General features: G+C 62.4%; 23 protein-coding genes. 5 read left to right on the top strand and 18 right to left on the bottom strand.

Annotation, left to right across the window (positions count from 1 at the left end):
• Positions 1 to 16 precede the first annotated feature (16 nt).
• Complete coding sequence (locus tag IEW18_RS14085) at positions 17 to 991, bottom strand: glycerophosphodiester phosphodiesterase (RefSeq protein ID WP_188558504.1); 975 nt, start codon at positions 989 to 991, stop codon at positions 17 to 19.
• Positions 992 to 1,091: 100 nt separating this feature from the next.
• Between IEW18_RS14085 and IEW18_RS14090 the strand changes: the two genes are divergently transcribed.
• Positions 1,092 to 1,235, top strand: coding sequence for a hypothetical protein (locus tag IEW18_RS14090; RefSeq protein WP_188558505.1), 144 nt, complete (start codon positions 1,092 to 1,094; stop codon positions 1,233 to 1,235).
• 116 nt (positions 1,236 to 1,351) lie between these two features.
• On the opposite strand, the gene IEW18_RS14095 is transcribed toward IEW18_RS14090, so the two are convergent.
• From IEW18_RS14095 to hisG, 10 genes are all read right to left on the bottom strand, one after another.
• Positions 1,352 to 2,002, bottom strand: a complete 651-nt coding sequence (locus IEW18_RS14095) for a lipid-A-disaccharide synthase N-terminal domain-containing protein (protein ID WP_188558506.1) — start codon at positions 2,000 to 2,002, stop codon at positions 1,352 to 1,354.
• 13 nt (positions 2,003 to 2,015) lie between these two features.
• Entirely contained in the window at positions 2,016 to 2,804 is a 789-nt protein-coding gene (locus IEW18_RS14100) for a glycosyltransferase (protein ID WP_188558507.1), read from the bottom strand.
• Positions 2,805 to 3,221: 417 nt separating this feature from the next.
• Positions 3,222 to 3,899, bottom strand: coding sequence for a bifunctional phosphoribosyl-AMP cyclohydrolase/phosphoribosyl-ATP diphosphatase HisIE (gene hisIE / locus IEW18_RS14105; RefSeq protein WP_262891895.1), 678 nt, complete (start codon positions 3,897 to 3,899; stop codon positions 3,222 to 3,224).
• Positions 3,900 to 3,987: 88 nt separating this feature from the next.
• On the bottom strand, positions 3,988 to 4,746 hold the full coding sequence (hisF, locus tag IEW18_RS14110; RefSeq protein ID WP_188558509.1) for an imidazole glycerol phosphate synthase subunit HisF: 759 nt from the start codon (positions 4,744 to 4,746) through the stop codon (positions 3,988 to 3,990).
• Positions 4,747 to 4,759: 13 nt separating this feature from the next.
• The gene (gene hisA, locus IEW18_RS14115) at positions 4,760 to 5,476 is read right to left on the bottom strand and encodes a 1-(5-phosphoribosyl)-5-[(5-phosphoribosylamino)methylideneamino]imidazole-4-carboxamide isomerase (RefSeq protein WP_188558510.1); all 717 of its coding nucleotides are present in this window, start codon (positions 5,474 to 5,476) and stop codon (positions 4,760 to 4,762) included.
• A gap of 128 nt (positions 5,477 to 5,604) precedes the next feature.
• On the bottom strand, positions 5,605 to 6,195 hold the full coding sequence (gene hisH, locus IEW18_RS14120) for an imidazole glycerol phosphate synthase subunit HisH (RefSeq protein WP_188558511.1): 591 nt from the start codon (positions 6,193 to 6,195) through the stop codon (positions 5,605 to 5,607).
• A 167-nt stretch (positions 6,196 to 6,362) separates the two neighbouring features.
• Positions 6,363 to 7,475, bottom strand: a complete 1,113-nt coding sequence (hisB, locus tag IEW18_RS14125; protein ID WP_188558512.1) for a bifunctional histidinol-phosphatase/imidazoleglycerol-phosphate dehydratase HisB — start codon at positions 7,473 to 7,475, stop codon at positions 6,363 to 6,365.
• Positions 7,476 to 7,577: 102 nt separating this feature from the next.
• Positions 7,578 to 8,627 carry a histidinol-phosphate transaminase gene (hisC, locus tag IEW18_RS14130; protein ID WP_188558513.1) on the bottom strand — a complete coding sequence of 350 codons (1,050 nt, stop codon included), beginning with the start codon at positions 8,625 to 8,627 and terminating at the stop codon, positions 7,578 to 7,580.
• 166 nt (positions 8,628 to 8,793) lie between these two features.
• Complete coding sequence (hisD, locus tag IEW18_RS14135) at positions 8,794 to 10,095, bottom strand: histidinol dehydrogenase (RefSeq protein ID WP_188558514.1); 1,302 nt, start codon at positions 10,093 to 10,095, stop codon at positions 8,794 to 8,796.
• Positions 10,096 to 10,191: 96 nt separating this feature from the next.
• Positions 10,192 to 11,043 (bottom strand): ATP phosphoribosyltransferase, encoded by an 852-nt coding sequence (hisG, locus tag IEW18_RS14140; protein ID WP_188558515.1) that lies wholly within the window; start codon positions 11,041 to 11,043, stop codon positions 10,192 to 10,194.
• A 519-nt stretch (positions 11,044 to 11,562) separates the two neighbouring features.
• Here hisG and IEW18_RS14145 point away from each other — a divergent pair.
• From IEW18_RS14145 to IEW18_RS14155, 3 genes are all read left to right on the top strand, one after another.
• The gene (locus IEW18_RS14145) at positions 11,563 to 12,540 is read left to right on the top strand and encodes a DUF2911 domain-containing protein (RefSeq protein ID WP_188558516.1); all 978 of its coding nucleotides are present in this window, start codon (positions 11,563 to 11,565) and stop codon (positions 12,538 to 12,540) included.
• A 95-nt stretch (positions 12,541 to 12,635) separates the two neighbouring features.
• Positions 12,636 to 13,202 carry a Crp/Fnr family transcriptional regulator gene (locus IEW18_RS14150; RefSeq protein WP_188558517.1) on the top strand — a complete coding sequence of 189 codons (567 nt, stop codon included), beginning with the start codon at positions 12,636 to 12,638 and terminating at the stop codon, positions 13,200 to 13,202.
• A 69-nt stretch (positions 13,203 to 13,271) separates the two neighbouring features.
• Positions 13,272 to 14,084: a sterol desaturase family protein gene (locus tag IEW18_RS14155; protein WP_188558518.1), complete on the top strand. Its 813-nt coding sequence runs from the start codon at positions 13,272 to 13,274 to the stop codon at positions 14,082 to 14,084.
• Positions 14,085 to 14,219: 135 nt separating this feature from the next.
• On the opposite strand, the gene IEW18_RS14160 is transcribed toward IEW18_RS14155, so the two are convergent.
• The 6 genes from IEW18_RS14160 to mnmA all read right to left on the bottom strand — a co-directional run bounded on the left by IEW18_RS14160 (position 14,220) and on the right by mnmA (position 22,236).
• Complete coding sequence (locus IEW18_RS14160) at positions 14,220 to 16,775, bottom strand: TonB-dependent receptor (RefSeq protein ID WP_188558519.1); 2,556 nt, start codon at positions 16,773 to 16,775, stop codon at positions 14,220 to 14,222.
• Between the two features lie 9 nt (positions 16,776 to 16,784).
• Complete coding sequence (gene rpe / locus IEW18_RS14165; RefSeq protein WP_373285731.1) at positions 16,785 to 17,489, bottom strand: ribulose-phosphate 3-epimerase; 705 nt, start codon at positions 17,487 to 17,489, stop codon at positions 16,785 to 16,787.
• A 189-nt stretch (positions 17,490 to 17,678) separates the two neighbouring features.
• The gene (locus tag IEW18_RS14170; protein ID WP_188558520.1) at positions 17,679 to 17,999 is read right to left on the bottom strand and encodes a hypothetical protein; all 321 of its coding nucleotides are present in this window, start codon (positions 17,997 to 17,999) and stop codon (positions 17,679 to 17,681) included.
• 220 nt (positions 18,000 to 18,219) lie between these two features.
• Positions 18,220 to 19,905, bottom strand: coding sequence for a S8 family serine peptidase (locus tag IEW18_RS14175; RefSeq protein WP_229728763.1), 1,686 nt, complete (start codon positions 19,903 to 19,905; stop codon positions 18,220 to 18,222).
• Between the two features lie 217 nt (positions 19,906 to 20,122).
• The gene (locus tag IEW18_RS14180; protein ID WP_188558522.1) at positions 20,123 to 20,848 is read right to left on the bottom strand and encodes a hypothetical protein; all 726 of its coding nucleotides are present in this window, start codon (positions 20,846 to 20,848) and stop codon (positions 20,123 to 20,125) included.
• 236 nt (positions 20,849 to 21,084) lie between these two features.
• Positions 21,085 to 22,236, bottom strand: coding sequence for a tRNA 2-thiouridine(34) synthase MnmA (gene mnmA, locus IEW18_RS14185; RefSeq protein WP_188558523.1), 1,152 nt, complete (start codon positions 22,234 to 22,236; stop codon positions 21,085 to 21,087).
• A 309-nt stretch (positions 22,237 to 22,545) separates the two neighbouring features.
• On the opposite strand from mnmA, the gene IEW18_RS14190 reads away from it, so the two are divergent.
• A complete protein-coding gene (locus tag IEW18_RS14190) occupies positions 22,546 to 23,166 on the top strand; it encodes a beta/alpha barrel domain-containing protein (protein ID WP_188558524.1) in 621 nt (206 codons plus the stop codon).
• Positions 23,167 to 23,252: 86 nt separating this feature from the next.
• Here the strand turns inward: IEW18_RS14190 and IEW18_RS14195 are convergent, their stop codons facing one another.
• Positions 23,253 to 24,095, bottom strand: coding sequence for a maleylpyruvate isomerase N-terminal domain-containing protein (locus IEW18_RS14195; protein ID WP_188558525.1), 843 nt, complete (start codon positions 24,093 to 24,095; stop codon positions 23,253 to 23,255).
• Positions 24,096 to 24,234 lie beyond the last annotated feature (139 nt).

Genomic DNA, 24,234 nt, shown 5'->3' on the forward strand with positions numbered 1-24,234 from the left:
TTACCCGGCCCCGAAGCTACTGCTCTGTAACTTTGTTTAGGGCCCCGACCCGTGACTGACGCCGAAGAGTAGCCCGGAGTTGCCGCACATTGTCGACTTCGTACGAATCGGGGCCTGCCCCTACCACCCGGCTTACGGCCCGGGCCGAACGCCCCCCGAAGACTACCACCTCCCGCCCCAAGCTATGAAGTCGCGCAGCCCGAGCCAGACTGATGTCATCTTTGTGCACGACGGCCGCCTGCACGAAGGAGAGCTGCCCAAGGGTAGTAAAGCCAGCCTCAAACGCTTCGGTGAACTCAAAACCCAGCGGCAGGGAGGGCAGCAGCTGGCGCAGGTAGGCCAGGGTAGCGGGCCGGTTGGTCAGCACCAGCACCCGCGGGAGGGGCACGTGGTAGCGCGTGAGTAAAAAAGCCAGCCGCCGGGCCAGGGCGCGGCTGCGGGCCGTGTCGCCCGTGCTGCAAGCATCCTGCTCGTGCAGATCCAGGTGCAGGTAGGGAAACGCAGTGGTACCCGTACTCTCCTGACTACCCCCAAGCTTATGCTGATCCTTCTGGAGTGCAGCCAGTAAGGTTTCCAAAGTAATGAGCCGCTCGTGCTGCCGCCAGTCATAGAGCCAGCCGCCCTGGTAGCGCAGAAGGGTGAGTTGGGCAGCGGGGGTCCGGCTGACACAGCCCGTGCCATTGGTCATGGTAGTCAGCGTGTGGTCGTGGTAGAGGACGGGAATGCTGTCCTGGCTGAGCCGCACGTCAACCTCCACCCCGTCGGCTCCGCGCTGCAGGGCGCGGGTAATGCTGCGCAGGCTATTAGGGGGCAGGGCATTGGCCGGGTGAAAAAAGCCCGACCCGGCGTGTCCGATAACCAACGGAACCCGGGGCGGCCGGGGGCTGACGCGGGTGGAATCAAGGGTGAATGGGCCCGGTTCCCGAGCAGTTTCCGGCCCGGCACCCAGCAGCCCCGTAGCCACTGCCCACACACGCGTAACTAAGTTCATAGCACAAGCAGAAAAAGGCGGTAGCCGGCCGGCAATTAGCTGCGCCGCCCCGTGGGTAGCGTAACCGTAGATAGGCATTTCCAGTTACATATTTCAACCCATGCAGGCCGGCGACGTGGACGTTACCTACGCCGACATCCGCAAAGCCCAGCAACTGCTCGGCTATGCCCCGCAAACCACGCTCGCCCAAGGGCTGCGGGAATTTGTGCGCTGGATGGACCTGGCCGAGTACCAGCCTACGTAAGCTGGCAAAGAGCCGGGCGGTAGTAAAAAAGCCCAACGGCCAACCGTTGTTTACGGGCCGTTGGGCTTTTAAGTGGGTTGGCAACTGGCTAGCAGGTAGCCCCCCGGGCAAGCCAATTAGGCGGAGGTCGTGTGGGTGACGCGGGCCTGCTCGCGCCGTAGCAGCACAATGTTACGGGCGTACACCAGCGTGCCGAAGCTATTGCCAATCAGTAGCACCAGGTCCTGGCGCAGGCCTGCGTAAATCAGGATCAGCAGGGACCCCACGAAGCTGATAACCCAGAAGCTCAGGGGCAGCGACGACTCTCCCTTGCGTTCCGAATACAGCCACTGATATACAAACCGGAGTAGAAAGATGGTTTGCCCCACGGCGCCCAGCGCCAGCACCCCACCCGGAATCCGACTCCCCAGCATGGCCTGCAAGCTGAAGTGCTGATTGCCGGCCCCAAACCAACCCAGCATTACAACCGGAAACACGTAAGCACCGGCCCGAAACCAGGGGTTGAGTTTGGCCCACTCGCCCAGCAGCTGCAGGTTGCGGATGTAAATGGCGTAGCTGATGAGCTGGGCAGCTAGAATGACCGGGTCGTGGCGCAGGATGCCGTAGACGATCATCAAAAACGAGGACACCAGGCTGATTTGCCAGAACAGGGTAGGCACCAGCACCCGCCGGGCCCGCTCGCTCTGAATCCACTGCAGCACAATCCGGCTCGAAAACAAGAGCTGCGACACCAGTCCGATGCCCAGCGCGACAGTTTGCGTGGTCATGGCAAGGTGCGGGTTAGTGGCGGCCCGGGGCAGCCGTAGCGGCAGCAGCTTCCGACGGCTGCCCCAGGTGCTGCTCCCCGATTTCGTAGTTCTTCCAGCGCGAGCGAATCCAGCGGAAACCGAACGTGTCCACCAGCGGCTTCCAGGCCCGGTTCCAGAGGTTGTACTTGGCCGTGCCCGCAAAGCGCGGGAAATGACGCACTGGCAGCTGTTTCACTTTGCCGCCCTGCAGCTGCACCAGCGCCCCGAGGAAGCGGTGCATGCCGTGAAACAGGGGAATCCGCCGGGCATACTCAATTTTGATGATCTTCAGCGGACAGCCCGTATCCTGAATACCGTCGTTAATCAGGGTCCGTCGCACCCCGTTGGCAATTTTGGAGGACAGCTTCTTCACGAAGGTATCTTGGCGCTTGGCCCGGATGCCGTTGACCATGTCGTACTCCGGAAAGAAGGGAAAGAACTGCAGGAAGTCCAGCGGGGTGGTTTGAATGTCGGAGTCAATGTACCCGATCAGGGTTGTGCGGGCATGGTCAATGCCGGCCTTAATGGCCGTGCTCAGCCCCCGGTTCTGGCTGAGGCTGATAAACTCATAAGCCGGCTCCTGCTGGCAGACTTCCCGCACAAGGGCCAGGGAGTTATCCGTCGACCCGTCATTGACAAACAAGACCGTCGTCGGGACGGGCGTTTCCGCCAGAAACTTGTTCATCTCCACCACAAACTGCCCCAGGCTTTCTTCTTCATTATAGACGGGTACCAGCACCGTCAGGCTTTGCGTAGGCAGGTAGGAAGTTGTGTCGGGCATAAAAAACGGCAACTGATACTAGGGCTGCGCAAGGTAGGCAACCGTTTAGAAAAGACCGTGGGCGGGTCGTACTCCTATTCTTACTGGATTGGTACGGCGGAGGTTTTGCCTTCTTCTGCGGGTTGGCTGGAAGCGGTGGATGCCTTGCAAATTTCTGTTTATATTTATGATAATTTTATAAATAGTAAAGCACTGTATCACCTAGCTATTGCTTTATACTTTTAATATTTTTCTATAGTGTAAACAATAAATAATTCAAGCTAGCTGCATAGTCCAGCTATCCACCTTAACCAGGTGCTTATCAGTGCTTTTTTAAGCATTGCTGAACCCAGGAGCCTTGCTTATAGCGCCAACGCCCCAGCGCAACCTGTGGTGCGCCGGGGCGTTGGAAAACGGTAGGGTAACCGGTCGGCTAGGTCATTCTGGGCGGCGCACCCCGCCCGTAATAGTGGAGTGGCGCTGGCGCAGCACCTGCACCACATCTTCAAGCGATAAGCCGGCCGCAGTCAGCAGCACCAGCAGGTGATAGAGCAGATCAGCAGCCTCGCCCTTTAAGCCTTCCGTGTTACCACCCACCGCATCAATGACGGTTTCCACGGCCTCCTCCCCTACTTTCTGGGCGATTTTGGGCATTCCCTTGCGAAACAGCGACGCCGTGTAGGACTTGGGGTCTTCCTCGGGGTAGCGCTGCCGACGCTGCACCAGCCGCTCCAGCTCCGCAATAAAGCTGACGGCCGCCGCCGGATACGCCGTCTGGTTGGGCTGCTCAAAGCAGCTGGTGGTACCCCGGTGGCAGGTCGGCCCGTCGGGAATGGCCCGGATTAGCAGGGCGTCCTGGTCGCAGTCGGGGTGCTGGCTGACCACCGTCAGGTAGTGGCCGGAGGTTTCGCCCTTGGTCCAGAGGCGCTGCTTGGAGCGGGAAAAGAACGTAACCCGGCCACTCTGCCGGGTCACGCGCTGGGCCTCCTCGTTCTGGTAGCCCAGCATCAGGACCTGGCCCGTGTGGGCGTCCTGCACGATAACCGGAATCAGCCCATCGGGCATTTTAGCGAAGTCCATATGCTTATGTAGTTGTCGGGTGGGGGAAGTTGTCAGTGGTCAGGCGCTGCTGTCAGCCGCCGCCGCCCGTACCGCGCGGGTAACGACTACCGACAACTCCTACCTAATACCTGACAACGCTAGATTACAGGCGTACCGGAATACCGTCCTGGCGCAGGTGCTCCTTGAGTTCCCGGATGCCGATTTCGCCGAAGTGAAATATACTGGCTGCCAGCCCGGCGTCGGCGTGGGCTTGCTGGAACACATTGGTGAAATCCTGCAGGGAGCCGGCCCCGCCGGAGGCCACCACCGGCACCGACACGGCCCGGCTCACGGCGCCGGTAATGTCCAGGGCGAAGCCGTCCTTGGTGCCGTCGTTGCTCATGGAAGTTAGCAGAATTTCGCCGGCCCCGCGCTCGGCCGCCTCCCGGCACCACTGCACCGCGTCCAGGCCGGTGTTGTGGGTGCCGGCCCGGGTGTAGATCTGCCAGCCGTCGGGGGCATGGTAGCGCGCATCGGCCGCCACTACGATGCATTGGGAGCCGAACCGGGCCGCCAACTCGTCAATCAGCGCCGGCCGGGCCAGAGCGGCCGAGTTGATGCTGACTTTATCGGCCCCGTTGAGCAGGAGCACTTCCACATCGGCCACGGTGCCAATGCCGCCCCCCACCGTAAAGGGAATGTCCAGCTCCCGGGCCACATCGCGCACCAGCGCTACCAGCGTGGCGCGCTTCTGGTTGGTGGCCGTAATATCAAGGAACACCAGCTCATCGGCCCCTTCGCGGGCGTAGCGGGCGGCCAGGGCCACCGGGTCGCCGGCGTCGCGCAGGCCTTCAAACTGCACGCCCTTCACGGTGCGTCCATCCTTAATATCGAGGCAGGGAATTATTCGTTTGGTGAGCATCAGGTAGGAATTCTTATAGCCAGGGCTGCAGCTCAGCCAGGGTGATGGTGCCTTCGTAAATGGCCTTGCCGATAATGGCCCCGTGCATGCCGATTTCCGCCAGGGCCTCCACGTCGGCCAGGGTGGTAACCCCGCCGCTGGCTACCAGCCGGGCCGCGGGTAGCTCGTGGCGCAGCTGCTGGTAGGTTGCCCGGGCGGGGCCCTGCAACTTACCATCCTTGCTGACATCAGTGCAGATAAAGGTAGTGGCCCCGGCCGCCAGGTAGCCTTCCACGAACTCGCGCAGGGTCCGCTCACTTTGCTCGGCCCAGGCATTAATGGCAATGAAGTTGTCGCGGAAGTCGGCCCCGATAATGACGCGCTCGGTCCCGAATTCGCGGAGCCACCCGCCTACCGTCCCGGGCTCGCGCACGGCAATGCTGCCGGCCGTAATCTGGCGGGCCCCGGCGTCGAAGGCCTGACGCACGGCCTGCTCGCTTTGCAACCCGCCGCCAAAATCAATGACCAGGCTCGTGTGCCGGGCGATGCGCTCGAGTACCGGCAGGTTTACCGGCTGCTTGGCCCGGGCCCCGTCCAGGTCTACCAGGTGCAGGCGCCGCACGCCGTGCTGCTCGAAGCGCTGGGCCACGGCCAGCGGGTCAGCATCGTAGGTGGTCTGCTGGGCAAAGTCGCCTTCCGTCAGGCGCACGCACTGGCCATTGATTAAGTCAATAGCGGGAATGATTTCCATGTAGTCAGTCTGGGGTGATGAGGGGTAATAACTTCAGCAGAGAGGGTGGTCAGCCAGGGCCATGGGTAGCCCTGGGTGCTGGGGTAGCGCAAGGCCCCTGGATAAGCCCTAAGTGGCTGCAGATTTTTCTACAGCTGGAGAAAGTTCTCCAGGATGCGGGTACCAACCGGACCGCTCTTTTCCGTGTGGAACTGTACGGCGTAGAAGTTCTGGTACTGCACGGCGGCGCTGAACGGAGCCGGGTACTCGGCCTGGGCAATGGTATAGTCGCCGACGGGCGCAAAGTAGCTATGCACAAAGTACACGTAGTCTTCCTCGCGCAGGCCCGCGAAGAGCGGCGTCCGCAAGGCTTGCAGGTTGTTCCAGCCCATGTGCGGCACTTTATACTCGGGTGCCGCCGGAAAGCGGATCACGTTAAAAGGCAAAATCCCGAGCAGGTCAGTACCCCCGCCTTCCTCGCTGTGCTGGCCCAGCAGCTGCATGCCCAGGCAAATTCCCAGGAACGGCTGGGTGAGCGTGGGCAACACCTGGTCCAGGCCCTGCACCCGCAACTCCCGCATGGCGGAGGCCGCTTCGCCTTCGCCGGGAAACAACACCTTGTCGGCCCGCTGAATGACCTCCGGGTCGGAGGTCAGGGTGGCCTGCACGCCCAGCCGCTCCAGGGCAAACAGCACCGACTGCACATTGCCTCCTTTGTAATCAATTACGGCTATTTCCATTTGAAGAACGTCAACTCGTCCGAAGATTAATTCATTTGTTTAACCATTTGTTGCAGCCAGCATTGCAGCTAGCAAACCAGGCCGGCCGCTACGCTAACTCAACCTGCTACGCGGCTGAATCAAGCAGCGAGCCAGGGTATTACCATTTGTTTAAACAAATGGGTAAACTATAAAATACCCTTGGTACTGGGGATTTCCATTCGCCCGGCATCCCGTACCAAGGCCATCTTTATGGACTTGGCTACGGCCTTGAAAATAGCTTCAATCTTATGGTGCTCGTTCTGTCCTTCGGCCTTGATGTTGAGGTTGCAGCGGGCCGCGTCGGAAAAGCTCTTGAAGAAATGGTAGAACATTTCCGTGGGCATATCCCCGATTTTCTCGCGCTTGAACTCCGCTTCCCACACCATCCAGGGGCGGCCCGAGAAGTCAATGGCCGCCTGGGCCAGCACGTCATCCATGGGGAGCAGGAAGCCGTAGCGGGCCAGGCCGCGCTTGTCGCCGAGGGCCTGGGTAAAGGCTTCACCCAGGGCAATGGCCGTGTCTTCAATGGTGTGGTGCTCGTCGATGTGCAGGTCGCCCTGTACCGAAATTTTCATATCCACGCCCGAGTGCTTGCTGAGCTGATCCAGCATGTGGTCAAAGAAGCCCAGCCCGGTGTGCATCTGGGGCCGGCCGTTCCCGTCGAGGTTCAGCTCAATGCTGATCTTAGTTTCATTCGTGTCGCGTTGTACCACGGCCGTGCGGGCGGGCAGGCGCAGAAACTGGTATATCTTTTCCCAGCTAGTAGTGGTCAGGGCGGCGCGCTCGTAGCCCTCCCCTTCCGGCTGCATCAGGATGGACTGGCAGCCCAGGTTCTGAGCCAGCTCCACGTCGGTCAGCCGGTCGCCAATGACAAAGGAGCCGGCCAGGTCGTAGCCGCTGCCCTGGTCCAGGTACTGCTGCAGCATGCCGGTGCCGGGCTTGCGGGTAGGCAGGTTCTGGTGGGGAAAGCTCCGGTCGATGTGCTCACGCGCAAACTCCACTCCTTCCGAGCGCATAATGTCGAGCATCATCGTGTGGGCCGGCCAGAAGGTGTCTTCCGGAAAGCTTTCCGTGCCCAGCCCATCCTGGTTGCTGACGAGCACCAGCTCGTAGTCTAGCTCGCGGGCGATGCGCGCCAGCCCGCTGATGGCGCCGGGCACAAACTGGAATTTCTCCCGGGTGAGGGCATCAACTTGAAAATCCGTCGGCGGCTCAATCAGAATGGTGCCGTCGCGGTCAATGAAAAGAACTTTCTTCATGGAGTGGTTACAAGATTTCCCGTTCGGGCCAGCGCGCCTCAGGCATCTAGCGTGGTGGATGATGACGTGGGCTGTCGGTGGCGGCGGGCCAGTGAGGTTGATTTAGTTAAAGGCGCGCAGGGCCTCGAGCAATTGCTCGTTCTCGGCGGGAGTACCCACGGTGAGGCGGAGCGTCCCGGCGCAGCCGGGCTGGGTGGTCCGGTTGCGCACGACAATGCCCCGGCTCAGCAGGTAGTCGTACAGCACCGTCGCGTCGGGGCGGAAGCGCACCAACAGGAAGTTGGCATCCGAAGCAAACACGGTATCGACGATGGGCAAGGCGGGCAACTGCTGGGCCAGCCAGTCGCGGCCCGCTAGCAGCGCCCGCCGCATCTGCTCGAAGCGGGGCGCATCGCGCAGGGCCTGCAGGGCGTGCTGCTGGGTTGCGGCCGACACGTTATACGGGGGCTTGATTTTGTTGAGGTAACCGATAACCTGCGGCGCGGCAAAGGCCATGCCCAGGCGCAGCCCGGCCAGCCCCCACGCCTTGGAGAAGGTTTGCAGCACGACCAGGTTGGGGAACTCCGCCAGGCGGGTGGTCCAGCTGGGAGCGGCGGCAAAATCGGCGTACGCCTCGTCCACCACCACCAGCCCGCGGAAGCCGCGCAGAATCTGCTCGATGGCCTCGGCGTGCAGCAGGTTGCCGGTGGGGTTGTTGGGCGAGCACAGGAACACCAGCTTGGCTTCGGAGGCCACAACGGCGGCCACGGTTTCGGGGGCCAGCTGGAAGTCCGGGGTCAGGGGTAGGCGCTCCAGGCTTATGTCATTGAGGTTGGCTGCTACCTCGTACATGCCGTAGGTGGGTGGCAGAATCAGGATGCGGTCCTGGCCGGGCACGCAGGTCAGGCGCACCAGCAGGTCGATGGCTTCGTCCGAGCCGTTGCCCAGGAAAATCTGCTCCGGCCGCACGCGCTTTAGTTGGGCCAGCTCGGCTTTCACGGCCCGCTGCAAGGGGTCGGGGTAGCGGTTGAACTGCTCGGGGCCGGCGCTACCCAGGCTGTTCTCGTTGGCGTCGAGCATGACCTGGGCCTCTCCCTGAAACTCGTCACGGGCCGAGGAGTAGGGTTTCATGGCCCGGATGTTGGGCCGCACGAGACTGTCTAAATCAAACATGAATCACGGACGTTGTTGAGTAGATGCAGCAGGCGCGCTGCTAAAAAGGGCCGCCGGGAAAACTTCTTTTTGGTGCCCTACGCGGGTAGCCGGGAGGCCCGCGTAGGGCACACTATATACTAAGGAGTCGACGGCTGGAGAAACCACGGTGGCAAGCTGCTTTTTCCTACCGCTGCGGCAAGGCCAAGGATTCCAGCCGCAGGGTTATGGCGCGGGCGTGGGCCTGCAGGCCTTCCGCTTCCGCCATTAGCTCCACCACCGGCCCCACGTGGCGCAGGCCTTCGGCCGTAAGCCGCTGAAAGGTAATTTTCTTCAGGAAGGAATCCAGCGACACCCCGCTGTAGTTGCGGGCGTAGCCGTTGGTGGGCAAGGTGTGGTTTGTGCCCGAGGCGTAGTCGCCGGCCGCTTCCGGGGTCAGGTGGCCCAGGAATACCGAGCCGGCGCTGGTCACGCCCTCAGCCAGCTGCTCCGGGTTCTGCACGGCCAAAATCAAATGCTCCGGCGCGTATTGGTTGGAGAAGTACAGCATTTCCTCGGGCGTACGCAGCAGAATAGCGCGGCTTTCCTGCAGGGCCTGGGCCGCCACCTCCGCCCGGGGCAACTCCCGCAGCTGACGCGCTACCTCGGCCTGGGTTGCCTCCAGCATGGGCAAGGAATCCGAAAGCAAAATCACCTGCGAATCCGGGCCGTGCTCGGCCTGGCTCAGCAAATCGGCCGCCACGAAGGCAGGATTGGCCGAGGCATCGGCAATAACCAGCACTTCCGAGGGCCCGGCCGGCATATCAATGGCCACCCCGTAGCGGGTAGCCAGCTGCTTGGCGGCCGTAACGTAGCGGTTACCGGGGCCGAAAATCTTATCGACGGCGGGTACCGAAGCCGTACCGCCGGTCAGGGCGGCTACTGCCTGGGCTCCCCCGGCCTTGATAATGGTAGTAATGCCCAGCAGCTGCGCCGTAAACAGAATAACGGGGTTTACGGAGCCGTCGCGCTGCGGGGGCGTGCACAGCACTACCTCGGGGCAGGCCGCCAGCCGGGCCGGCACGCCCAGCATCAGCAGGGTGCTGAACAAGGGGGCCGTGCCACCGGGAATGTACAAGCCCACGCGCTGCACGGGCACGGCCCGGCGCCAGCACTGCACGCCCGGCATGGTTTCCACGTGCTCCGGCTGGGGCACCTGGGCCTGGTGAAAGCGCAGAATGTTGGCGTGGGCCTGGCGGATGGCGGCCTGCAGCGCGGCCGGCACCTGGGCCGCGGCCGCGCGCAGCTCCTCCAGGCTCACGCGCAGGCCCGCCGACAGATCGGCCCCGTCGAAGCGCTGGGCATATTCCAGCAGGGCGGCGTCGCCGCGGCGGCGCACATCGTCAAAAATCTGTTCTACCCGCTGGTCTATATCCTGGGCCTGCTGGGCGGCGGCGCGCTGCTGAAGCGCCGGCCACTGCGGCGGGGCGGGGTACGAAAAGAGCTGCATCTGGTTGGGGAGTCTGGGGATTCGGGAGTCTGGGTTGCCGTGCGGACCGCGTTTTCGGGGGGCCGGGGGGCCTCACCCAAGTCCATAAGGCCCGGATTAGGCAATCATTTTCTCAATGGGTAGCACCAGAATGCCTTCGGCTCCCACGGCTTTGAGCTGCCCGGTGATATGCCAGAAATCATCCTCGTTTACCACCGACTGCACCGACACCCAGCCTTCCTCGGCCAGGGCCGTCACCGTGGGCGACTTGATGCCGGGCAACAGAGCCTTTACCGCGTCCAGGGCCGCCACGGGCGCGTTGAGCACGATGTACTTGTTGCGGCGGGCCCGGCGCACGGCCTGCATCCGGAACTGCAGCTGCTCCAGCAATTCCCGCTTGTCCGGGCTCAGGCTCTGGTTGGCAATCAGCACGGCCTCGGAGCGAAACACCGTTTCCACCTCCCGCAGGCCGTTGCCCAGCAGCGTCGAGCCGCTGCTCACAATGTCACAGATGGCCTCGGCCAAGCCAATGCTCGGGGCAATTTCCACTGACCCGCTGATGGTGTGCAGGTTGGCCGTTACGCCGCGCTCCTGCAAGTAGGAGCCCAGAATCTGGGGGTAGGACGTGGCAATGCTCTTGCCCTGCAGGTCAGCCACGGAATCGTAGCCGGCGGCCCGGGGCACGGCCAAACTCAGCCGACACTTGCTAAAGCCCAGCCCCTCGATTTCCAGTTGGGGCAGGCCAGCTTCCACCAGCACGTTCTGGCCCACAATGCCCAGGTCGGCCACGCCGTCCTGCACGTAGCCGGGAATATCGTCGTCGCGCAGGTACAGGATTTCAAGCGGAAAATTAGTGGCTTCGGTTTTCAGCTTGTACGAGGACGTCAGGAAGCTGATACCGCACTCCCGAATCAGGGTCAGGGAGTCTTCGCTTAGGCGGCCCGATTTCTGGATGGCCAGACGGAGCATAGTGGTTTACGTAAGAAGTAAGAATTAGAAAGTAAGAAGTGGCAGCAACTACCATTCGTCAGGCTAATTCGGGAAGGGTTACGGGGAAAGCGGGACCCAAGACGTTGGAACAGGCAATACTCTGCCGGGGCCACCTGGTTGCGGGGGCCGGGGAACCGGTGCGGTTCGCCCAACGGGGTCAATATGATGCGTATATTCCTCTAGAAAGAGGAATGGTGCCCGTGATGATGCTGGTGCTGCGACGCGCACGGCCCGGCCAGGCGGCCCAGAGCGTGGGCGGCCAACTGGTGGCAAGGGCTTGCAAATAGCGCGGAGAAAGGCATACGAGGCTGGTAGTAGCTGGGCAAATGTACGGGCCAACGGGTAGGATGAAAACTTTTCACCAAAAATTTTACGCGAAAGCCGGACCTTTACGTTTTCCGCCACCCTGCAACCTGATTTCTGGCATCATTGTTTCAAGCCTACTGCCACCTGTCACTGTCCCCTTCCTTCTGCTGCTTACCTAGTGTTGTTTTGCCTATGAATCGTGTCCGGCTCGCGGCTATTCGTTTGGGACTCGGGATTAGCCTGCTCGGTGCGGCGGGCCGGGCCCAGGCCCAGTCTGCTGCTCCCGCCCCGGCCGCTGCCGAAACCCCGGTAGCGCCCCCTGCCGCCCCTACCTCCGCGCCCGCGCCTACTCCCGCGGGCAGCCAGCCCGTGCAGCTGCCCCTACCACAGGCCAGCCCCCGGGCCCTGGTCAGCCAAACCTTCGGGCTGACGGAGGTAACCGTGGAGTACCACGCGCCAGCCGTACGGGCGCGCGCCGTGTGGGGCAGCCTGGTTCCCTACGACCAGGTGTGGCGGGCGGGTGCCAACGAGAATACGCTCGTTACCTTCTCCACGCCCGTGCTGCTGCGCGGGCAACTGGTGCCGGCGGGCCAGTACTCGTATTACGTGGTTCCCCACCAAGACCGGGACTGGGAGCTGGTCCTGAACCGGGTGACCACGCACTGGGGCGCCGAGGGTTACGACCAGCGCGACGACGTGGTGCGGGTGCCGGCCATGCCGGAAACGGCGCCCTTCCACGAAAACCTGCTCTACTGGTTTTCCGACATTAAACCCACGGGCGCCCACCTGAACCTGACCTGGGAAAAGCGCACCCTCACGCTCCCCATCGAGACCGAAGTGCACAAACAGGTGCTCAGCGGCATTGAGCGGGTGCTGCAGCAAAAGCCCGGCGACTGGCAGCTGCTGGCCCAGGCGGCCGACTACCTGGTGCAAAACAACATCGAGGCCGAGCGCGCCCTTACCTACATTAATGAGTCGTTGCGCCTGCAGGATGCGGCCACCAACAACTGGGTGAAAGCTCGTCTGCTGGCCCAGCAGCAGGATTTCGGCACGGCCATCGTGTACGCGCGCAAGGCCATCAAGCTCGGCGACAAGGAAGACAGCACGTTTAAGAGCCAGCTGCCCAGCATGCGCATCGCCCTTACGGAGTGGCAGGCCAAAGCCTACTAGCGCCCGGCCCTACCTCCCGTTCCCCTTTTTCAAAGCCGCCCTGCCCGCAGGGCGGCTTTTTTTCTGGGTTACGGCCAGGCGGTTATCTTAGGTCCATGGAAGAATTTCTCAGGCGTTGCCACTCCTTGCACCCGCTTTCAGCGGGGCTGACGCAGGCCCTGCGCCAGCAGGTCCGGCGCGACACGGCCCAGCCGCGGCAGCACCTGCTGCAACCCGGCCACACGGCCCAGCGGCTGTACTTTCTGGAAACCGGGCTGGTGCGCGGCTACTACCTGAAAGAGGGCAAGGAAGTAACCGCCTGGTTTATGCCCGAGGGCAACTTCATCGTTTCCATCCTGAGCTTTTTCTCCCGGCAGCCCTCCCACGAGTACCTGCAGGCCCTCTCGCATTGCGTGCTGTGGTCCTTGAGCTACGAGCAGCTGCAGGAGCTGTACCGGCAGTTTCCGGAGTTTAACTTTATCGGCCGTTGTCTCACGGAGCAGTACTACGTGCTCAGTGAGCGGCGGGCCCTGCAGCTGCGCATGCTCTCGGCGGCGGAGCGCTACGAGCAGCTACTGGCTCACTACCCCGGTATTTTCCAGCGCGTACCGCTCAAAATGCTGGCTTCCCACCTGGGCCTGACCCCGGAAACCCTAAGCCGCCTGCGTGCCCGCCGTTCTTGATAAATATCAAGGGTTGCCTGGTGCCGCCGCCGCACCTTTGAAGCAGGATTTCACCACCCCCCGCTTCTTATGCACCTCAATATTCCGGCGGCTTTGTTCTGCAGCAGCCCCGCCCTGAGCCTGACGCTGCCGCCGTGGGGCGCGCCGCCCCTGCTGGTCCTTATTTTCGGGGCCTTTGTCTTTTGCTTCGTGCTGGAGCGCCTAATTCCCGGCTGGAAGCTGCCCCGGATTGCCACTTGGCCCCTGCGGGTGCTGACCATAAACCTGGCCCAGCTGCTGGTGGTAGTGGTAGCCGGAATAACCTGGGAAAAGTGGTTTTCGGCCTACTCCCTACTGCACGTGTCGCGCTACGTGGGGCCGGTACCCGGCGGGCTGCTGGCCTACGTGGTGGCGACGTTCGTATTCTACTGGTGGCATCGCTGGCGTCATACCCAGGATTTTCTGTGGCTGCACTTCCACCAGATTCATCACAGCCCGCGGCGGATTGAGGTCATCACTTCCTTTTACAAGCACCCGCTGGAGATGACCGTGAATTCTCTTATCGGTGGGCTGCTGGTGTACACGATGCTGGGCTTGAGCCCCGCCGCCGGGGCTGTATACACGCTCTGCACCGCCCTGGGCGAGTTTTTCTACCACACCAATGTGCGCACTCCCCGTTGGGTGGGCTACGTTTTTCAGCGCCCCGAAATGCACCGCGTCCATCACCAATACCAGCAGCACAGCCATAACTACGGCGACCTGGTCATCTGGGACTGGCTGTTCGGCACCTACCGCAACCCCGCTGAATTCCGGGCTACCTGCGGCTTCGACGCCGACAAAGAAGAGCAGCTCGGGGCCATGCTCTGCTTCCGGGATGTGCACCAGACAGCCCAGCAGGACTAATGCAGTACAGGACGGCACTGGTCCTGTCAGGTAATAGAACCTGCTACCTTCTAAGAGCACAAGCCCCGCCAAACGCAGGAGGCAAGGCTTCTGCTCTTAGAAGGTAGCAGGTTCCATTCTCGGCGGATGGGCCAATCAGAAACGAGCCGTTACCCGCAGGTTCACGAGCCGGCGCGAGAGGAAGTTGGGGATGGCGTAGAGGCGGCCATTCAGGTCCTGAATGTAGTTGTAGCCGGCCAGGTTGTCGGCGCCCAGGGCATTAAGCACTTCCAGGCTGGCCCACAGGGTTTTAAGCTGCACGGCGCGGCCACTGGCTTCCTCCACGGCAGTGCGCAACGTCAGCACTTTGGTAAAGCCCAGATCCACGCGCTTGTAGGCCCGGGTGAGTTTGTTGGTGCCGCGCAAATCCGGGTTATCGGGCGGACTGAAGGGCAGGCCCGTGCCAAATACCAGGTTCACGTAGCCTTTCACCGAGGGGTTGCCCGGCAGGTTATCCTGCAGAAACACGCCCAGGTTCAGGCGCTGGTCGGAGGGCCGGCGAATGTAGCCCTTGGGCTCACGGCCGATGATTGTCTTCTGATCTTCGCTGAAGATGTTAATAGAATCCCCGGCCAGGTTTTCGCGGGTAGTGAGCACGCCCAGGCTAAACCACGACTCGGTGCCGGGAATAAACTCCCCGCTTACGCGGGCGTCGAGGCCGGCGGCGTAGGCTGTGGCGTTGTTCTGGGCGTAGTAGCGCAGGCGCACGTTGTCGATGTCGTAGGGGACTACGTCGGTCAGGTACTTATAGTAAGCCTCGCCGGTAAAGCGAAACGGGCGGCCCCACTTGGTAAAGCGCAGCTCGTTGCCGACGATGAAATGCAGGGAGCGTTGGGCCCGCAACTCCGGATTCAGCTGACCCTGCTGAGCTTGCAGAGCCCCAGACTGGTAGCGCAGCTCCCGGTAGAAGGGTGGCTGGTAGTACACCCCGGCCGCGGCCTTCCAGGACACGCGCGGGTTGCGGGCGCTGGTAAAGGCGTATTGTACCCGGGGGCTGAGGTTGAGCTGCTGATTGACGGTCCAGTAGCTAAGCCGGAGGCCGTAGGTCAGGGTTTTCAGCGAATCCAGCTGGTAGGTGTGCTGCACGTAGCCCTGAGTGCGGGTGCTTTCCAGCCCCAAGTCGGAGCGCAGGCGGCGGCGGCGGGCATCGGGCACGTAGTTAGCCGAGTCGGTGAAGCTGTACTCGTTGAGCTCATCCTGAATTCGCTCCCGCCCCACTTTCAGCCCCCAGCGCACGGCGCTTCGCTCCCCGGGCGTCCAGGTGCCGCGGGTTTCCAGGGTGGCAATACGGGCGGTGAGGTTGTTGCGGGAGTGGTCGAAGCGCGAGCCCAGCCCCCGGCGGTCCAGGTCGCCGTTGTAGTCTTCCGAGTCCGGGTCGCGGTTGATTTCGGCAATGCTGTAGGCTGCTTCTACGTCGCGGTACTCAAACTCCCGCGAATACAGCAATCCTCCCAGCAACTCCAGCTGCACGTTGGACCGTAGCGCGTGCCGCAGATTCAGTCCGCCCTGGTACGTATCGTACTGCATGCGCTCCTGCCCCCCGTAGAGGATGTAGAGGCGGGAAAGCTGGTTGGCGGCGGTGCTAAACGTACTTTCCCCGCTTTCGGGGTTAAAGCGAAAGTCGTTGTGGGCAAACGTGTTAAACACGCTAAGCGTGGTGCGCTCCAGGTTTTCCCGCGGCCCCAGGGCCAGGGTAATCAGGCTTTGTGCGTCGTAGAACGTGGGGTTGTAGCGGCCCTGCTGCTGCTGCAGGGAGTTGAATACGTAGGTGGCATTCTTGTAGCGCACCCCAGCCAGGTAGCTGACCCGCTTACTAGGCGAGGCTGCCTCCACGTGGGCCGTGCCGCCCACCAAGCTGGCCGTGGCGGAGGCGCCAAACGTGGCGGGCTGCTTGTACTCCACATTAAGCACCGAGGACAGCTTGTCGCCAAACTTCGGCTGCCAGCCCCCGGTGGAAAACTCCACCCGGTTTACCAGATCCGGATTAATAAAGCTGAGCCCTTCCTGCGTGGCGGCCGTCACCAGAAACGGCCGGTACACCTCAAACCCGTTGACGTAGACCAGGTTTTCCTCGTAGTTACCGCCCCGCACCGAGTAGGTACTGGTTAACTCATTGGTGCTGGTTACCCCCGGTAGGGTTTTCAGTACGGCGCTGAAGTCGCCGAAGGGGGAAGGAATTTCCTTGGCGGCGCGCGGGTCCAGGGGAATAATACTGACTTGCTCCCGGGTGTCCGTTGCGTCGGTGCGGCCCCGCACGGTTACGTTGCCCAGGGCCCGGGTATCCTCGCTCAGCGTAAGGGTCAGCTCACGCTGCTCCTGCAGGTTCAGCGTCAGGCGCTGGGTTTGGTAGCCCAGCCGGCGCACCACCAGTACGGGCGCTTTGCCGCTGAGTGGACGCACCACCGGCAGGGCAAACCGGCCCCGGTCGTCGGTGCTGGTGCCGCCCACCAGGCCCTCCACTCCTACCGCTACCTGCTCCAGGGGCTGCCCGGCCGCGTCGCGCACGGTGCCCGTCACGAGTACGCGGGCCGTTTGTTGGGCCTGCACGGTGCTCACCGGGCTCACGGTCAGGGTCAGCACCGCCCCCACGGGCACGGCCTGCAACAGCAGGGGCAGCCACAGCCCCGAGCGAGAACGGAAAAGTTTCGGCATCCGGGCGGCTTAGTTGTAGTCTTCGGTGTCCGCGGCCAGGGCCGAGAGTTGCTGGCGCATCTGGGCCAGCGTAGCCACCGGGTCGGGAGAATTAAACACAAAGGAACCCGCCACCAGCACATCGGCGCCGGCTTCCACCAGGGCCGCGGCGTTGTCCAGGGTTACCCCGCCGTCAATTTCAATCAGGGCCGCCGAGCCACTATCGACCAGCAGCTCCTTGAGGGCGGCTACTTTGCGCAGGGTGTTAGGAATGAAGGCCTGCCCCCCAAAGCCCGGGTTCACCGACATCACGCAGACCAGGTCAAGGTCGGCGGCAATGTCCTCGAGCACCCAAACGGGCGTGTGGGGGTTCAGGGCTACCCCGGCCCGGCACCCCAGCTGCTTAATTTGCTGAATAACCCGGTGCAGGTGGGTACAGGCCTCGTAGTGCACGGTAATGTTGGCCGCGCCTGCCTCGCGGAAGGCGCTGAGAAAGTGCTGGGGCTCCTCAATCATCAAATGCACGTCGATGGGCTGCTGGGCGTGGCGGTGTACGGCCTGCAACACCGGAATGCCAAAGGAAATATTGGGCACGAAGCGCCCGTCCATCACGTCGAAGTGCAGCCAGTCGGCGGCGGAGCCGGCCAGCCGCTCCGTTTCGGATTGCAGATTGCCAAAATCAGCGGCCAAGAGGGAGGGTGCCAGCAGCGGGGCCATACGACGGGTAGAGTTCATCCTGCGAAAGTAGCGGATTGCCGTGAGCCGGCGGTAAGGGGCGCAGCTAATCCTGCGGCGAATCCAGGGGGTAGCAACTTCGCACCTAACGGGGTACCATAAGCGTAGTCAGCATAACGAGGCCCCGAAACAGCTAGTATTCCGGGGCCTCTATATGAAAGTAAGCGTGGGCGTGCGAGCTGGGGTAGCCTAGCTGGGCTTTTCCCAGGCGCGCCAGTCCAGTTTGCCGTCCTCCGTCTTGCGCAGAAATACGGTCTGGTCGTCGTCCTGCCGCTTGCCGAAGGTCACGTCGCCGCGACAGTCCAGGCATTTGACGGACGTGTATTTGAATTTATCCTGGGCAACCCGGGCCGTCAGGTCCAGGTTATCGGAGCCGCAGAGGCCACACTTGGGCACATCAGGGAAGCTCAGCCGGTCGTACTCGGCCACTACTTCGTGAAAGTTAGGGCCCTGCACCGTGAAGTGAAACTGCCGGCGCCCAATGCGCTTGGAGACCATCATTTGTAACATACTGGAAGAGAGTTGGAAGTGTAAAATCGACGCGCAGTCGTGTTCAATCAACAGAACCCGGCCCCGAATAAGTCCCAAGTTAGCTAATTAAATGTGCATATAGCTAATAAAAATAGCAAGCATTTTTCCCGGGCTCGAATACTAAAAACTGGGGTAGACTGCTCATAACCACGTTAAGAGCAGTCTACCCCAGTTAGCAAGAAGCGCAGTCAAGCAGCCGCTAGAGTTTAACGAACCGGACCGTGCGCTGCTCGCGGCCGGCGCTGATGGTGCAGGTGTACACGCCCTTCACCAGCAGGCCCGGCTGCAGGCGCACGGCGCTGGCCGAAGTGGGCGCTACCTGCTGCTCGGCCACCAGTGCCCCCCGGGCATCAAAGATGCGCACTAGGAGCGGTACGGCCTGAAAACCCACGGCTAGCTGCAGGTACAGCTCCGTTTCCTTGATTGGGTTAGGGTAAATGAATAGCTCCTGCTGGGCCGCCGCGAGGGTAGCGGCCAGGGGCGTACCGGGATTGGCCAGGTTGTAGGCCTGCACGAAATGAGGAATTCCATAGCCGACCTCATCATTGGGCGCCGCGGCCCGGCTGCCGGAGCGCTGCAGAAAGCTGATGACCTGCTGGGCCGTTAGGCGCGGATTGGCCTGCCAGAAACCCGCCACCATGCCCGCCAGCACCGGGCACGAATAGGAAGTACCGTTGCCGCGGTTCACGCTGCCATCGGGCGATACAATGGCCGTCTGGAAGCCCATGGCGGCTAGGTTGGGCTTGATGCGGCCGTCGGCGGTAGGCCCACGGGAGCTGAAGGCGGCCCGCACCAGCAAGGAATCGACGGCTCCTACCGACAGAATGGAATCGGCATCGGCCGGGGCCGTGACGTAGCGCCAGGGGCTGGCGCCCTCATTGCCCGCGCTGTTGACCACCAGCATTCCTACCCGGGCGGCCACCGTGGCGGCGCGGCTCGACAGGGCCGTGCGCCCGTTTAAATCGGCGTAGGTGTAGTCGATGGAGGGGTAGTCGAAGGTAGAGTAGCCCAGCGAGGAGCTGATGATGTCCACCCCGGCGGAGTCGGCGTATTCGGCGGCCAGCAGCCAGTTAGCTTCCTCCACCGGATGCTCGGAAAAGGCATCTTCCGTGATGCAGAGGTGGTAGGTAGCCTTGGGCGCCGTGCCGATGTACACGCCCGGCTGGTTGCCGGCCATGGTGGAGAGGCACTGCGTACCGTGGTTATTGCGCTGGTAGACGGCCGGGTTTTTATCGACGAAGTTAAATGTGCTGGCCAGCCGCTGCTCTTGAAACAAGGCCGCAAAAGCCGGCGCCGTGTTCACCCCCGGAAAGCCGGCGTCGAACACGGCAATCTGCATGCCCTCGCCCCGGAAGCCGGCCTCGTGCATCTTCACCGCCCCAATCATCTGGGCCTGGGTGAAAGCTTGGCCGTACTGGTTGCGAGTGCTGCGCTGCGGGGTAGCTGGCACTTGGTCCCCGGCGCCGCGCTTGCGGGTGCCGGGCAGCCCGCGGTTCAGGGTGCGGGCCGAGCGGACGCAGGGCAACGCCTGCAGCTGAAGCAGGGTGGCCGAGTCGCAGGCTACCACGGCCGCGTTAAACCACCGCGAGGTATACCAGAGCTGGGCTCCGGGCACGGCTTTTACCTGCTGCACGTACGCCGGGCTGACGGGCAAGTCGCGGGGCAGAATGGCAATGTTCTGCCGCTGGCGCCGCTGCACGGACCGGGCCGAAAGAAACGTCTGGGGCTGGGCAAGGCTGTGGGGCGTGCCAGCTTTGTCCTTGAAGTAGACCAGGTGCTTGCGCACCGTGCCCGCCGCGCGGACGGGAGCCGTAGCCGGGCGCGGCGGGTAGTTGCCGGCGGCCACGGCCAGGAGCGCCTGGGTGCTTATTCCAGCAAGCAGCACCAAGCGAAGAAAAGGGCGGGATAGAACCATTCGTATGCCGAATTGACTTGCCGGAAGATACGAAGGAATCCGGGATGTTGTCCTTTTCCGGGCCGCTTTGCACTACCGCACGGCCCTTACTTCGCGGCAACCCTACCCCCCACTAACCACCACGCCGAAGCGAGAAGTCGCTCCGGCGTGGTGGTTGAGAAAACGGACGGGTACTGGAGTAGCGCTCCTACTTTCCGGAAGCAATCAGCACTTCGCTGCGGGACTGGCCCTGCTGCTTAAAGGCCGGATTGCAGCCCACCGCGTCGCAGCGGCTGATAAAGCGCCGGCGCACCCGGTACACCGGCCCGATGCCCCGGGCAAACGTGGTGCGTAGCACCGTGGTATAGGCCGCATTCACGTCCTGCGCCAGGTCGTTGACGGTAGTAACCGTGTGCTCGTACTGGTAGGTTTGCCCGCCGCGGGTGATGCTGAACGGCCGGTCCGCGCCCACGTAAAAGCGGTTTACTACCGTCAGCGAATCCAGGGTATTAAAGGCGTTGATGTTCCAGCGTTTGCCTTCCTGCACCGGAAACACCAGCTCCACGGTGCGGCGGTTATGGCGCTGCTCCGTCAAGGCCTGACCTTTCACGGCCACGGTAATCACCGAGTCTATCTTCCAGGCATCCGTGGCCAGGGTGCGGCGGGAGCGGATAACGCGGTACACGGGCTGGCCGGTAGCGTCGGGCTCCAGGGCCGTATCGACCTGCTCGCGAAACTGAAAGCGGCTCACGGTCGGCACGTTGGCCTGGTAGGAAGTATCAATTACGTCGTAGATGCGGTAGGCGCCCTGCTCCAGGGGGTAGTAGTTCCGGCCTTGGTCTGGCACGGGTACGGTTTCGTTTTCACAGCTGGTTAAGCCCACAGCGGCGCCAAGTAGGAACAGGCCGCCAGCGCGGGCGGTACGCCGAAGCAAGAAAGCAAGTAGAGGATACGTCTTGTTCATACAGTGTCAATAAGGCTCGAAAAATAGCACAGGATTCGCACACTCCCCGCCCCTGGCCGCTGAAACTACCATTCGGCCCCACTGGTTCCGGTTTTTTTCAGGCGACGGCACCGCGGTGGCTTAAGTGCGGCGGGCTGGCCCAGCCGGGGCATAACGCACGGGGCGCGAACTTTCGTCCGCGCCCCGGCTTATACGCTGCCGCCCCCTTACTGGGCCGCTACGGCAACGGGAGTTGACGGCTCAGGAATTTCGCCAATGGTGTGGCGCTCAATCCAGCCCCCACCCAGCACGTCCTCGCCCTCGTAGAACACGGCGGCCTGGCCCGGCGTCACGGCGTGTACCGCCTCCTCGAAGTAGATGTAGATTTTGTCACCTTTCTGCTCCAGGAAGGCCGGAGAGCCGTCGTGGTTGTAGCGGATTTTGGTGATGCTCGGCACCAGCCCGCGTCCTTCCAGGGAGGCGTATTTGCCCATGTTCAGCTTGCCTACTACCGTGCGGGTGCTGGCCAAATCCTCGAAATTGCCCAGCACTACCCGGTTCGTGTCGGGGTCAATGGCCGTGACGTAGGCCGGGAAGCCCAGGGCCACGCCCAGCCCCTTGCGCTGCCCGATGGTGTAGAAGGGGTAGCCTTCGTGCTTGCCCACCACCGTGCCGTCGCGCAGCACAAACTCGCCCCCGGCCACGCGCTCCTCCAGGCCCGGTACCCGCCGCCGCAGGAAGCCCCGGTAGTCGTTGTCGGGGATAAAGCAGATTTCGTAGCTCTCGGGCTTGTTGACCAGCTCCGTGAAGCCCCGCTCCCGGGCAAAGTCGTAAATGGCCGTTTTGCGCAGCTGGCCCAGCGGAAACAGCGTGCGGGCCAGGCTTTCCTGCGTCACGCCCCACAGGGCATAGCTCTGGTCCTTGTTGTCGTCGAGGCCTTTGCTGATGACGTAGCGGCCGTTTTCCTCCCGCACCTGGGCGTAGTGGCCCGTGGCAATAAACTCGCAGCCCAGCTGGTCGGCCCGGCGCAGCAGTGCGTCCCACTTGATGTGGGTGTTGCAGAGCACGCAGGGGTTGGGCGTACGGCCGGCCAGGTATTCCTCGGTGAAGTTACTGATGACAAAGTCGCCGAACTCGTCGCGAATGTCGATGATGTAGTGCGGGAAGCCCAGCTCCACGGCAATCTGCCGAGCGTCGTTGATGCTGTCCAGGGAGCAGCAGCCGGTTTCCTTTTTGCTGCCGCCCGCCGAGGCGTAATCCCAGGTTTTCATGGTCATGCCGACCACCTCATAGCCTTGCTCGTGGAGCAGCACAGCCGCCACGGAGCTGTCGATGCCGCCGCTCATGGCTACCAGCACCCGTCCTTTCGTTGTGTTCATACTAAATGAAATTGCGCCCGAAGCGTGAAAGGTTCCGGCCGAATACGCAAAGGTACGCGGATTGTCAGTTGCGCCGAAAACCGACAGGGCGAGTTTTCTGCCCAGCGGTTCTGCGCCGGGTAAAAAAGTGGCGCGATGTTACGAGGTCAAAAATTTTCTCTCGATTTAGCAGCTTCATTATAAGCTCGTTGCTGCGCTGCGGGCTTCTAAAGCCGTGCGCTGCCCCTAAAATTCTTTGAATATTGCAGGCAGCGGCCCGCTTCGGTTCCCGGTGCTGGCTTATTCTGTTTTGTTTCTGACTTCCTTCCTATGGCTTTGATAGTTCCCGTGATGGTGCGCGGCATCAACAACCTCTCCGACGCCCGCTACTGCGCCGGCATGGGGTCCGACTCCCTCACGTTTCGCCTCGACCCGGCCTTCGCCGACCACCTGACCCCGGCCACCGTCCGGGAGTTGAGCGGCTGGGTGGCCGGGGTGCAGCTCATTGGGGAGTTTGACGCGCTACCCATCGAGCAGATCAACCACTTGGCCCAGGAGTGCGGCCTGCACGCCGTGCTGCTGCACCGCCGCCACTCCGCCGCTGAGCTGGCCACCCTGACCGTGCCCGCCCTGCGCCTCATTTCCTGGATTCCCGACATGCTGCCCGAAGACGTAGATATGCTGCTGCGCGAGCAGGCCCCTTTGTACCAGGGCTTCGTGCTGGCTACGGCGCCCACTCCCCTGCCTAACCCGGCGGAAGTAATCCGCCTGACAGAGCACGCCCGCCAGTACCCGTTGTGGCTGGGCGCGGGCTTTGCCCCCAACGGCTTACGCGCCTACGTGGAAGCCCTCAACCCGGCGGGCATCGTGCTCCAGGGCGGCGACGAAATCAAGCCCGGCCTGCGCGACTTCGACGAAATGGAAGCCGTGTTCGAGCAGTTAGAGGACTAATCAGGGGCCTGTTAGCAAGCAAGCGGAGGGCCTTTTCTAGCCGAAAAGGCTTCCGCTTGTGTTGGAGTTGCGGGCTGACCGGCGCGCTACGCCATGACCGTGAGCAGAGAATAAACGGGAGCCGTTAGCGCGGGCGGGCCCTGCAGCACCACGCAGCCGGCAGCCTCGGCCGGGGGTAGGCTGTTAGTGAACAGCCGCCACGCTACCTCGCCGGGTAGTTCAATAGCGGCGGCTACCGGCTCCGCCTCGTAGTTTTGCCTCAGCACCCAGCCGCTCTCAGCTCGAAGCAGAAACCACGTACCCCCACCCTCACCGGTGACGTGAAAACGGACGACTGTGCCTGTCGGGGCTACTACCGCGCGGTAATGATGGGGCAAGGCCTGCAGGCAGGTAGCCAAAAAGGGCCGGTATAGCAACGGGTCAAATAGCGGTGCCTCCTGCCCTACTGCCTGCCGGATTTGCTGCTGATGGTGCCACTTTTCGGTGTACTCCCGCGCTACGTGGAAATGGTTTGTCGATTCTGCCTCGCCGGCCCAGGCCACGGAAAAAGCGGCCGGCGCCGCCGGGTCCAGGGATGCCAGGAAGTTGTTGTACGCTGGCCCTACCAGCTCCAGCAGCCACGTCAGCACGGCCGGGCTCAGACGCTGGCCCGTCCTTACCCAGGAGTTGTTCAGCTCGTTGAGGTAGCGCACCACGTCGGCGTATTCTCCGCTGGCCGGACCAGGGCCAGCGAAGTGCCCATCGCGCAGCATGGAAAGGCTGCGCAGGCTACCATCCAGCAGGTGTAGGGCCACCTCGCGCACCGTCCAGGCTGGGGCCAACGTGGGTTTCTCCCATTCGGCGGGCGCAAGACTACGTAGCACTTCCACCAACAGGCGGTCCAGTTCCGGGAATAGTGGTAGCGTGGCGGGGATGGAAGCAGCTGTCATGCCGCTAAACTAGCAGTTTGGCGCTTTTCTCCTACCCCACCACTGTACCGCAACTAGGGAATATCTACTAAGTAGATGGCATCTGCGGGGAGGTCTCAAGTCTGGTCAGAAGCCCTGACTATTCACCCATTTTAAGCCG

Origin of the sequence: Hymenobacter glacieicola, from assembly GCF_014640315.1 — a bacterium.
Lineage (GTDB): Bacteria > Bacteroidota > Bacteroidia > Cytophagales > Hymenobacteraceae > Hymenobacter > Hymenobacter glacieicola.

What these genes read in the sequence shown, in the direction of transcription:
- IEW18_RS14090 (WP_188558505.1), top strand. Translation starts at nt 1,092, where the DNA reads ATGCAGGCCGGCGACGTGGACGTTACCTACGCCGACATCCGCAAAGCC.
- hisH (WP_188558511.1), bottom strand. Translation starts at nt 6,195, where the DNA reads ATGGAAATAGCCGTAATTGATTACAAAGGAGGCAATGTGCAGTCGGTG.
- IEW18_RS14085 (WP_188558504.1), bottom strand. Translation starts at nt 991, where the DNA reads ATGAACTTAGTTACGCGTGTGTGGGCAGTGGCTACGGGGCTGCTGGGT.
- IEW18_RS14195 (WP_188558525.1), bottom strand. Translation starts at nt 24,095, where the DNA reads ATGACAGCTGCTTCCATCCCCGCCACGCTACCACTATTCCCGGAACTG.
- hisF (WP_188558509.1), bottom strand. Translation starts at nt 4,746, where the DNA reads ATGCTCACCAAACGAATAATTCCCTGCCTCGATATTAAGGATGGACGC.
- mnmA (WP_188558523.1), bottom strand. Translation starts at nt 22,236, where the DNA reads ATGAACACAACGAAAGGACGGGTGCTGGTAGCCATGAGCGGCGGCATC.
- hisA (WP_188558510.1), bottom strand. Translation starts at nt 5,476, where the DNA reads ATGGAAATCATTCCCGCTATTGACTTAATCAATGGCCAGTGCGTGCGC.
- IEW18_RS14155 (WP_188558518.1), top strand. Translation starts at nt 13,272, where the DNA reads ATGCACCTCAATATTCCGGCGGCTTTGTTCTGCAGCAGCCCCGCCCTG.
- hisC (WP_188558513.1), bottom strand. Translation starts at nt 8,627, where the DNA reads ATGTTTGATTTAGACAGTCTCGTGCGGCCCAACATCCGGGCCATGAAA.
- rpe (WP_373285731.1), bottom strand. Translation starts at nt 17,489, where the DNA reads ATGAACTCTACCCGTCGTATGGCCCCGCTGCTGGCACCCTCCCTCTTG.
- IEW18_RS14170 (WP_188558520.1), bottom strand. Translation starts at nt 17,999, where the DNA reads ATGTTACAAATGATGGTCTCCAAGCGCATTGGGCGCCGGCAGTTTCAC.
- IEW18_RS14095 (WP_188558506.1), bottom strand. Translation starts at nt 2,002, where the DNA reads ATGACCACGCAAACTGTCGCGCTGGGCATCGGACTGGTGTCGCAGCTC.
- IEW18_RS14145 (WP_188558516.1), top strand. Translation starts at nt 11,563, where the DNA reads ATGAATCGTGTCCGGCTCGCGGCTATTCGTTTGGGACTCGGGATTAGC.
- IEW18_RS14160 (WP_188558519.1), bottom strand. Translation starts at nt 16,775, where the DNA reads ATGCCGAAACTTTTCCGTTCTCGCTCGGGGCTGTGGCTGCCCCTGCTG.
- hisD (WP_188558514.1), bottom strand. Translation starts at nt 10,095, where the DNA reads ATGCAGCTCTTTTCGTACCCCGCCCCGCCGCAGTGGCCGGCGCTTCAG.
- IEW18_RS14150 (WP_188558517.1), top strand. Translation starts at nt 12,636, where the DNA reads ATGGAAGAATTTCTCAGGCGTTGCCACTCCTTGCACCCGCTTTCAGCG.
- IEW18_RS14100 (WP_188558507.1), bottom strand. Translation starts at nt 2,804, where the DNA reads ATGCCCGACACAACTTCCTACCTGCCTACGCAAAGCCTGACGGTGCTG.
- hisB (WP_188558512.1), bottom strand. Translation starts at nt 7,475, where the DNA reads ATGAAGAAAGTTCTTTTCATTGACCGCGACGGCACCATTCTGATTGAG.
- IEW18_RS14190 (WP_188558524.1), top strand. Translation starts at nt 22,546, where the DNA reads ATGGCTTTGATAGTTCCCGTGATGGTGCGCGGCATCAACAACCTCTCC.
- hisG (WP_188558515.1), bottom strand. Translation starts at nt 11,043, where the DNA reads ATGCTCCGTCTGGCCATCCAGAAATCGGGCCGCCTAAGCGAAGACTCC.